General features: G+C 68.3%; 9 protein-coding genes. 7 read left to right on the top strand and 2 right to left on the bottom strand.

Annotation, left to right across the window (positions count from 1 at the left end):
- Positions 1–72: 72 nt before the first annotated feature.
- A complete protein-coding gene (locus ncot_RS02930) occupies positions 73–558 on the bottom strand; it encodes a CarD family transcriptional regulator (RefSeq protein ID WP_057323182.1) in 486 nt (161 codons plus the stop codon).
- A gap of 212 nt (positions 559–770) precedes the next feature.
- On the opposite strand from ncot_RS02930, the gene ncot_RS02925 reads away from it, so the two are divergent.
- From ncot_RS02925 to ncot_RS02905, 5 genes are all read left to right on the top strand, one after another.
- Positions 771–1,556, top strand: a complete 786-nt coding sequence (locus ncot_RS02925) for a UbiA family prenyltransferase (RefSeq protein ID WP_168616260.1) — start codon at positions 771–773, stop codon at positions 1,554–1,556.
- Between the two features lie 132 nt (positions 1,557–1,688).
- Positions 1,689–2,294, top strand: a complete 606-nt coding sequence (locus ncot_RS02920; protein ID WP_168616259.1) for a hypothetical protein — start codon at positions 1,689–1,691, stop codon at positions 2,292–2,294.
- Entirely contained in the window at positions 2,294–3,037 is a 744-nt protein-coding gene (locus tag ncot_RS02915; RefSeq protein WP_168616258.1) for a phosphoglyceromutase, read from the top strand. Before ncot_RS02920 ends, ncot_RS02915 begins: the two co-directional genes overlap by 1 nt.
- 242 nt (positions 3,038–3,279) lie before the next feature.
- The gene (locus ncot_RS02910) at positions 3,280–4,182 is read left to right on the top strand and encodes a hypothetical protein (RefSeq protein WP_168616257.1); all 903 of its coding nucleotides are present in this window, start codon (positions 3,280–3,282) and stop codon (positions 4,180–4,182) included.
- A gap of 203 nt (positions 4,183–4,385) precedes the next feature.
- Positions 4,386–6,404 (top strand): M4 family metallopeptidase, encoded by a 2,019-nt coding sequence (locus tag ncot_RS02905; RefSeq protein WP_168616256.1) that lies wholly within the window; start codon positions 4,386–4,388, stop codon positions 6,402–6,404.
- 108 nt (positions 6,405–6,512) lie between these two features.
- On the opposite strand, the gene phoU is transcribed toward ncot_RS02905, so the two are convergent.
- Complete coding sequence (gene phoU, locus ncot_RS02900) at positions 6,513–7,163, bottom strand: phosphate signaling complex protein PhoU (RefSeq protein WP_168616255.1); 651 nt, start codon at positions 7,161–7,163, stop codon at positions 6,513–6,515.
- Positions 7,164–7,283: 120 nt separating this feature from the next.
- On the opposite strand from phoU, the gene ncot_RS02895 reads away from it, so the two are divergent.
- Both ncot_RS02895 and ncot_RS02890 read left to right on the top strand, forming a co-directional pair.
- Positions 7,284–8,414 (top strand): ATP-binding protein, encoded by a 1,131-nt coding sequence (locus tag ncot_RS02895; RefSeq protein WP_168616254.1) that lies wholly within the window; start codon positions 7,284–7,286, stop codon positions 8,412–8,414.
- Positions 8,411–9,088 carry a response regulator transcription factor gene (locus tag ncot_RS02890; protein ID WP_168616253.1) on the top strand — a complete coding sequence of 226 codons (678 nt, stop codon included), beginning with the start codon at positions 8,411–8,413 and terminating at the stop codon, positions 9,086–9,088. The genes ncot_RS02895 and ncot_RS02890 overlap by 4 nt, the downstream gene beginning before the upstream one ends.
- Positions 9,089–9,162 lie beyond the last annotated feature (74 nt).

Genomic DNA, 9,162 nt, shown 5'->3' with positions numbered 1-9,162 from the left:
GTCGGAAATGAGCAGAACCCCCGGTCTCCCGGGGGTTCTGCTCATCACGTTGGTGCTGTGGAAAGGCGTTGCTCAGGAGGCCAGGACTTCGTCCAGGAGAGCCTCTGCCTTGTCCTCGTTGGTGTGTTCTGCCAGGGCCAGCTCGGAGACGAGGATCTGGCGCGCCTTGGCCAGCATCCGCTTCTCTCCGGCCGACAGGCCGCGGTCACGCTCACGGCGCCACAGGTCGCGGACGACCTCGGCCACCTTCATCACGTCGCCCGAGTGCAGCTTCTCGAGGTTCGCCTTGTAGCGGCGGGACCAGTTGGTCGGCTCCTCGACGTGCGCGGCACGGAGGACGTCGAACACGCGGTCGAGTCCCTCCTTGTCCACGACGTCGCGAACCCCGACCAGGTCGAGATTGCACGCAGGAACCCGGACCACGAGGTCCTGCTGAGCGACGATGCGGAGAACCAGGTATTCCCTGTCTTCCCCCTTGATGGTGCGCGTCTCGATGTCCTCGATGACAGCGGCTCCGTGATTCGGGTAAACAACCGTTTCGCCGACGGTGAATGTCATGTGCCAAGTACCCCTTCCTAGGTGACCAGTCTAACACGAGTTCTAGACTTCCCATTTCTCGTTTGCGCAGGTCAGGCGCCCATTCCGGGCTTGACAGAACCGACACCCCTGTGATGGGCGGCCCTGCGGAGGGGGCCGGGAGTGCCCGTGCGGAGGGCGGGAAAAGCCTGTGAATGTCCGCATTGCACGCTCCGCTGGTCAATACTCTCCCCATGCCTGCCAAGAGCTACCAGCCTCCACGCCGCGCCCGTGCGTTGCGCGCCGACGGCACGCCCGGAGCGGTCTTCGAGCTCGGGCGGAGCCTGCCGGTGGCGTTGTTCCGCGCAAGCCACGCCCGGCAAGCCGTGCTCATCACGGTCGGCCTGACCGTGGCTGCGCTGCTGGCCGGCCGCAGCACCCGTGAGTCCGCGCTGGTGCTGGTCACGGTGCTGGTGGGCCAGGTCGTGCTGGGGTGGCACAACGACGTGGTCGACGCCGAACGCGACAAGGCCCACGCCCGCGAGAACAAGCCGATCGCCGCGGGCTATCTCGACAAGGGCACGGTGACGTTCTTCATCGCGGTCGCGATCCTGGCACTCGTGCCGCTGTCGATCTCCCACGGCCTGGCCTCCGGGCTGGTCTGGCTCGGCATCGTCCTCGTCGGCCTCCTCACCAACGCCGGCCTCCTGCGTCGCAGCCAGTTCTCCTACCTTCCCTGGATGGTCACCTTCGGCCTGTTCCCCGTGTTCCTGTCGTACGGCGGCTGGGGCGGCGACGGCGCTGGCGGTCCCCCGACCATCGCGATCACCGTCTGCTCGGCACTGCTGGGCATCGGCGCCCACGTGTTGGCCTCACTGCCCGGCCTGGTCGACGACAACAAGGACGGCTCCAACAGCTTCCCGCTCAAGATCGCCCTGAGGACCGGGGCGCCGCGACTCCTGCTGCTGGCCGGCACCTACACCGCAATCGTGGGTGCGGCGCTCCTCACCGCCGCGTTCACCTCCGGACTCGTCCAGTGAACGCACGTGGGGCGCCGCCGGACGTTCGCCGGTCGACCCACACCCCCGACATCCCGTGACACCCACTAGGCTGTCCCCCGCAGGATGCGGTCCGGTCAGACACGGTCCGCCGACGACACCAAAGGCTCCCAGATGCTGATTCGCAACCGGATCGCCCGCGCCGTGGCCGCAGGCACCCTCGTGCTCGCTGCACCGGTCCTCACCTCGTGTGGCTTCAACTTCGCCACCGACAAGGTCTACACACCGGCCGCGGGCGCCAACAACCGCGATGCGTCGGTCGACGTACTCAACGCGGTGATCGTGGCGACCGAGAACGGCGAGGGCACGCTGGTGACCACGCTGGTCAACAACGAGACCGACGCCGACAAGGCCGACAGCCTCGAGTCGGCGACCGGCACCACCGCCAACGACTCCGAGGTGACGGTCGACCTCTCGAAGCCCGTCGAGATCCCGGCTCGCGGCTACGCCCGCCTCGCCACCGCCACCGAGGAGAACGGCCTGGGCGAGAAGCCCCCGGCCGACGGCTACGCCGTCTACGAGCCGGGCATCGAGGTCACCGGTGACTTCGCGATCGGCGAGTTCGTGAAGCTGACGTTGACCTTCGAGAACGCCGGCGACGTCGAGGTGGAGGTCCCGGTCGTCGCGAACAACTGCGACTGGGCCGGCCAGGACGGCGACGAGGCCGCGAGCCACGCCGCGTGTGAGGGACAGCACGAGAACGAGACGGCCTCGCACTGATGGCCCACACGCTGGTCCTGCTCCGCCACGGCGAGAGCGAGTGGAACGCGAAGAACCTGTTCACCGGCTGGGTCGACGTGGCGCTCACCGAGAAGGGTCGCGCCGAGGCCGTTCGTGGCGGCGAGCAGTTGAAGGCTGCCGGCCTGCTGCCCGACGTCGTGCACACCTCGCTGCAGCGCCGCGCGATCAACACCGCGGCGCTCGCCCTCGACGCCGCCGATCGCCACTGGATCCCGGTCAAGCGCAACTGGCGGCTCAACGAGCGGCACTACGGCGCCCTGCAGGGCAAGGACAAGAAGCAGACCCTCGCCGAGTTCGGCGAGGAGCAGTTCATGACCTGGCGGCGCTCCTTCGACACTCCCCCGCCGCCGCTCGACGACGACTCCGAGTTCTCCCAGGTCGGCGACCCCCGATACGCCGACCTCGGCGACGAGATGCCCCGCACGGAGTGCCTCAAGGACGTCATCGCTCGGCTGCTCCCCTACTGGGAGTCCGACATCACGCCCGACCTGAAGGCCGACAAGACCGTGCTGATCGCGGCCCACGGCAACAGCCTGCGCGCCATCGTCAAGCACCTCGACGGCATCAGTGACGACGACATCGCGGGGCTCAACATCCCGACCGGCATGCCGCTGGTCTATCGCCTCGACGCTGACCTCGAGCCGACGGTCACGGGTGGCGAGTACCTCGACCCCGAGGCCGCAGCAGCAGCCGCAGCAGCCGTGGCCAACCAGGGCCGCTGACCCCCAACACGAACGGGCAACTCTTGCGCCCCGAACGGGCAACTCTTGCGGTGAATGCAGCAACAGCTGCCTGCTCGACCGTCAACAATCGACCGTTCGCGCAGCAACAACTGCCTGTTCGCGCAGCAACAACTGCCTGTTCGCGCAGCAAGGAATGCCCGTTCGCGTCACCGGGTGACGAGGAACTGATACATTCACGCACGTTCCGGGGTGGGATGACGCAGGGTCAGGATCGGAGACCTGTGCCCACCGCACTGACCACGCGCCCCAATGACTTCGCCACCGCCCTGCGCACGGCGGTCGACCGGAGCGGGCTCTGCCTCGAGAGCATCCAGCAGCGCCTGGCCGAGCGGGACGTCCAGGTCAGCGTCGCGACCCTCAGCTACTGGCAGAGCGGCAACCGGGTTCCCGGGCGCAAGCGGTCCGAGATGGTGGTCGCGCACCTGGAGAGCGTGCTGGGACTGGCTCCCCGCAGCCTGCGGGTGCTGGTGCCGGCTCCACGGCCCAGGGGGCCGGTGCGCGCCCCCGACAAGTTCGTCCTCGCGCCGCACTTCAACGAGCGCGACGCCGTACGCGCGATCGCCGAGCGGGTCCAGGCCACTCAGGCCGGTCACCAGCTGACCCGGATCAGCCAGCACGACGTCGTCCGCATCGACGAGGACCGGCGGATGGAGTCGGTCCACATCCGCACCGTCGCCCGAGCCGACAACGACGGGCTCACCGGCATGGGCGTCACCCAGTTCTTCGAGGACGCCACCGCGGGCTCGCCCAGGCTCACCGTGAACTCCGGCGCCTCCATCCGCGCCCAGCACCTCGACCCGGCCCACCGGGTGATCGGCACCGAGCTCGAGTTCGCCCAGTGCCTCGGCCGCGGCGACACGGTGGTGCTCGACTACGAGATCAGCTCCGACGGGCCCGGGCCACGCGACTTCTCCTACGACACCAGCTGTGCCCGCTCGATCCGCGAGTGTGTGGTCGAGGTGCACTTCCACCCGCACGACCTGCCGGCCTGGGTGGAGAGCTACCAGCGGGCGCAGGACCGGGTCGAGGTACGTCGTCGGGTTCCCGTCGACGCGCTGGGCCATGCCCACGTCGTGGTCCTCGACGCGGCGCCCGGGACCACCGGCCTCGAGTGGAGCTTCTGAGCGACGGCGCGCGATTTTGACCGATCGGCCGAGTCGTCGTCAAGCCGTGACAGATTGCGCAAGATTGCATTGCAAGAACCTGCAATTCTTTGTCGATTTTCAAGTCAAAAGTTAACGTCCACGTCTCTCTTGCTACCCGGACTCAGGAGGTCGCAAGGTCGGTGAAGTGCCGACCCCGGCACGAACTTGGGAAAGAGAGATCAATGAGTCACAACCTCATCTCGCGCCGGCGCCGCACACTGGTGGCCTCGGCGACGATCGCCCTCATGTGCCTGGCGCCGAACGCGCAGGCGTCCGGCGGCGACCACGATGTGCAGAAGCCTCGTCAGGACCACGCCTCCGACACCCAGGCAGCCAACCGCAACGCCGACAAGACGATCACGGTCAAGGAGCAGAAGCGGCTCATCTCCGCGGCGAAGAAGAACGAGGCCGCGGTGGCCAGGCAGATCGGCCTGCCTGGCAGCCAGGGCCTGCGCGCCACCGACGTCGTGCAGGACGCCGACGGGGCCCAGCACACCCGCTACCAGCGCACCTATCAGGGCATGCGCGTCATCGGCGGCGACATGATCGTCCACACCGACGCCAAGGGTGCGGTCCAGGACGTCCAGCACGCATCGCGCCAGAAGGTCGCGCCGGCCAGCACCACCGCCAAGGTCAGCAGGGCCACCGCGATCAGGAAGGCCGAGCGCACCGCGACGTTCAAGGCGACCAGCTCGTCCTCCGTGCTGGTGGTCTTCGCCGGCGACAACGGCGAACGACTCGCCTACGACACCGTCGTCAAGGGCGTGAAGAAGGACCAGACCCCGAGCCGTCTGCACGTCGTCGTCGACGCCCAGACCGGCAAGACCCTGGCCTCGTGGGACGAGATCCACAGCGCCGACGGTGAAGGCATCTTCGTCGGCACCGTCGACATCGACACCCGGTCCACCGGCAGCGGCTACGAGATGGTCGACACCGTGCGCGGCAACGGCCGCACCATCGACCTGAGGAACGCGCAGTCCGGCGGCACGGTGATGACCGACTCCGACGACCACTGGGGCAACGGCACGATGAGCGACCCCGACTCTGCTGGTGTCGACGCGCACTACGGTGCCGCGCAGACGTGGGACTACTTCCTCGACAAGCACGGCCGTCACGGCATCTTCGACGACGGCGTCGGTGTGCCGTCCCGGGTGCACTACGGCAACAACTACGTCAACGCCTTCTGGGACGGCCAGCAGATGACGTACGGCGACGGGGACGGCAACCAGAACCCGCTCACCGAGCTCGACGTGGCCGGCCACGAGATGAGCCACGGCGTCACCGAGGCCACGGCCGGTCTCGTCTACTACGGCGACGCCGGCGGCCTCAACGAGTCCACCAGCGACATCTTCGGGACCTCGGTCGAGTTCAACGCCAACAACGCGGCGGACGTCGGTGACTACCTCATCGGCGAGGAGATCGACATCAACGGCAACGGCACCCCGCTGCGCTACATGGACAAGCCGTCGCGTGACGGTGCCAGCTATGACTGCTGGACCTCCTCCATGGGCAACGACGACCCGCACTACACCTCGGGTCCGGGCAACCACTTCTTCTACCTGGCCTCGGAGGGCTCGGGATCGAAGGTGATCAACGGGGTGAGCTACAACAGCCCGACGTGTGACGGTTCGTCGTTCGACGGCATCGGTCGCGACAAGGTCGAGCAGGTCTGGTTCAAGGCGCTGGACGCCTACATGACGTCGACGACCACCTACCCCGAGGCGCGCGACGCCACGGTCCGGGCGGCGATGGACATCTACGGGGCCGACAGCCCCGAGTGCGCCGGTGTCGAAGCGGCGTGGGACGGGGTCGACGTACCCCAGAACGACTTCGCCTGCAGCAGCGACGGCGGAACCGACCCCGACCCCGACCCGGGCACGGGTGAGTGCGCGGACCTCGCGCTCAGCGAGAGCGGCACCCTGAGCCGCAGCAACGACTACGAGTACGAGCCGGGCAGCAGTGGCTACTACACGTCGTCCAGCGCAGGCACGCACACCGCCTGCATCGACGGTCCGGACGGCACCGACTTCGACCTCTACCTCGAGAAGTGGAACGGGAGCCAGTGGGTGCGGGTCGCCTCCAGCCTGTCCTCCGGCTCCCACGAGGAGATCAGCTACAGCGGCACAGCGGGTTCCTACTCGTACGTCGTGCAGTCCTACCGCGGCAGCGGCAGCTACACGATGAGGTACGCCAAGCCCTGACCATCGACCCGGGACCAGGTCCCCCGAGGGCCCGACAACGGCAGCCGGTCCGCACTCTCCCGGAGTGCGGGCTGGCTGTCGGTTCCCCGGCCAATCCGTGGATCCGGGTCAGTCGACCGGGACGACCTCGCCGGTGACCACGAAGACCACCCGGTTCGCCACGGAGACGGCGTGGTCGGCGATCCGCTCGTAGTAGCGGCCGAGCAGGGCCAGGTCGACCGCCGGCTCGACGCCGTGCGGCCAGTCGGCGCTGAGCAGCTCACGCAGGGAGCTGCGGCGCAGGGCGTCCATCTCGTCGTCCTCGCTGCTGAGCGCGGCGGCTCCTTCGACGTCGCGCTCCTCGATGATGGCGGCCACCTTGACGGTCATGATCTCCGCGAGCGCCGCCATCCGCCGGATGGTCGGCTCGGCCTGGTCCGGGACCGCGATCTTGGGGACACGCAGCCGGGCGATCTTGGCGACGTGCACGGACAGGTCACCCATCCGCTCCAGCTCGGCGACCATCCGCAGCGCGGCGACGACGGTGCGCAGGTCTCCGGCCACCGGCTGCTGCAGGGAGAGCAGCTCGAAGGACTTGTCCTCCACCGCTTCACGAGCGAGGTCGATCTGGGCGTCGGCGCTGATCACCTCCTCGGCGATCTGGACGTCACCGTCGAGAAGCGCCTGGGTGGCTCGCGACACCGCAACCTGGACCTGGCGGGCAATCGCGGCCAGGTCAGTGAATATGGACTCGAGTTCGTCATGGAAGGCGTCACGCATGGCGGGGAGCCTAGGCGGCGCAGGTGACCGGACGGCGACGCTGCGTGAACGGGGCGTGAACTCTGGGAAGCAATGGTTCCGGTGGCGAACTCGAAGTGAATCCCTGCGTACGATCAGACCGTGACCACACCGCAGACGATCCTGTTTGCGCTGCTCATCGGGCTCTTCGTGGCGGGCGTCGTGCTGGCCTTCGTGCTGAGCGAGAGGCAGCAGCAACGCATCCCGGACAGCGCCGAGCCACCGGTCCCGTCCGGCGTGGCTGCCGTGCTCTCCGTCCTGCGCTCGAGCGCGGTCGTCCTCAACGAGGCGGACGAGGTCCTCAAGGCCAGCGCGCCGGCGTACGCCCTGGGACTGGTGCAGGGCAACCAGATCAAGGACGCTGCCCTGGTCGACGTGGTGCACCAGGTGCGGCGCGACGGACAGATCCGCGAGACCGAGCTGGTGATGGCGCGTACGGCGTCCTCGCCCGCTCGGCACGTCACCGCGCGGATCGCGCCGCTCGGCACCCGGCAGATCCTGGTGCTGGTCGACGACCGCACCCGTGAACGCCGCGTGGAGGCGATCCGGCGCGACTTCGTGGCCAACGTCAGCCACGAGCTCAAGACCCCGATCGGCGCCGTCCGCATCCTGGCCGAGGCCGTGCAGGACGCCTCCGACGACCCCGAGGCCGTCGAGCGCTTCGCCGGCCGGATGATCGTCGAGAGCGAGCGGCTGGCCCGGCTGGTGCAACAGATCATCGAGCTGTCCCGACTGCAGGGCGACGACCCGCTGGACGAGCCGATGCCCGTCGAGGTCGATGCCATCATCAGCACCGCGGTCGACACCGTGGCCATCGACGCCCAGTCGCGCGGGCTCTCGGTGATCGCGTCCGGTGACAAGGGCCTGCAGGTCGTCGGCAACGCGGAGCAGATCGCGGTCGCCGTGGGCAACCTGGTCGCCAACGCCGTCAACTACTCACCCGATCGCTCCGCGGTCCTGGTCTCCGCGCGCGCCAACGAGGACAGCGTCGACATCGCGGTCACCGATCAGGGCATCGGCATCCCCCAGGACGAGATCGACCGAATCTTCGAGCGGTTCTACCGGGTCGACCCGGCCCGGCACCGCTCGACAGGTGGCACAGGCCTCGGTCTGTCCATCGTCAAGCACGTCGCGGCCACCCACGGTGGAGACATCCGCGTATGGTCCGCCGAGGGACAGGGCTCCACCTTCACCCTGTCGCTCCCCAGGAAAAAGCAGGAGGCACTTCCGTGACCCGGGTACTTGTCGTCGAGGACGAAGAGAGCTACAGCGACGCCTTGGCGTACATGCTGCGCAAGGAAGGCTTCGAGGTGGCGATCGCCAACACCGGCCCCGACGCCCTCGCCGAGTTCGATCGGGCGGGGGCCGACATCGTGCTGCTCGACCTCATGCTCCCCGGCCTGCCCGGGACCGAGGTGTGCCGCCAGATCCGCCAGACCTCCACCGTTCCGGTGATCATGGTCAGCGCCAAGGACGACGAGGTCGACAAGGTCGTCGGCCTCGAGCTGGGCGCCGACGACTACGTCACCAAGCCCTACTCACCCCGCGAGCTGGTGGCGCGGATCCGCGCCGTACTGCGCCGCGGTCAGGAGCCCGACCTCGCGCCGGCCACCCTCGAGGCCGGCCCGGTGCGGATGGATGTCGAGCGCCACGTGGTGACGGTCGGTGGCGAGGAGCAGCGCCTCCCGCTCAAGGAGTTCGAGCTGCTGGAGATGTTCCTGCGCAACCCGGGCCGGGTGCTGACCCGCGGCCAGCTGATCGACCGGGTGTGGGGTTCCGACTACGTCGGCGACACCAAGACCCTCGACGTCCACGTGAAGCGGCTGCGGGCCAAGCTCGAGGACGACCCGGGCGAGCCCAAGCTCCTGGTCACCGTGCGCGGCCTCGGCTACAAGCTCGACCTCTGACTGCTGCTTCTCGATAGTCCCCAACGTCCGGCAGGTCGATCTGCCGAGTTCACCTGCCGGACGTTGGGGACTAT

The sequence above is a fragment of the Nocardioides sp. JQ2195 genome (assembly GCF_012272695.1).
Lineage (GTDB): Bacteria > Actinomycetota > Actinomycetes > Propionibacteriales > Nocardioidaceae > Nocardioides.
Note: the sequence above shows the minus strand (reverse complement) of the source record. Positions and strands in the feature narration are given on the sequence as shown.

Bases quoted from the DNA above. Each gene is read 5' to 3' on its own strand.
- phoU (WP_168616255.1), bottom strand. From the start codon at position 7,163: ATGCGTGACGCCTTCCATGACGAACTCGAGTCCATATTCACTGACCTG.
- ncot_RS02925 (WP_168616260.1), top strand. From the start codon at position 771: ATGCCTGCCAAGAGCTACCAGCCTCCACGCCGCGCCCGTGCGTTGCGC.
- ncot_RS02930 (WP_057323182.1), bottom strand. From the start codon at position 558: ATGACATTCACCGTCGGCGAAACGGTTGTTTACCCGAATCACGGAGCC.
- ncot_RS02920 (WP_168616259.1), top strand. From the start codon at position 1,689: ATGCTGATTCGCAACCGGATCGCCCGCGCCGTGGCCGCAGGCACCCTC.
- ncot_RS02915 (WP_168616258.1), top strand. From the start codon at position 2,294: ATGGCCCACACGCTGGTCCTGCTCCGCCACGGCGAGAGCGAGTGGAAC.
- ncot_RS02905 (WP_168616256.1), top strand. From the start codon at position 4,386: ATGAGTCACAACCTCATCTCGCGCCGGCGCCGCACACTGGTGGCCTCG.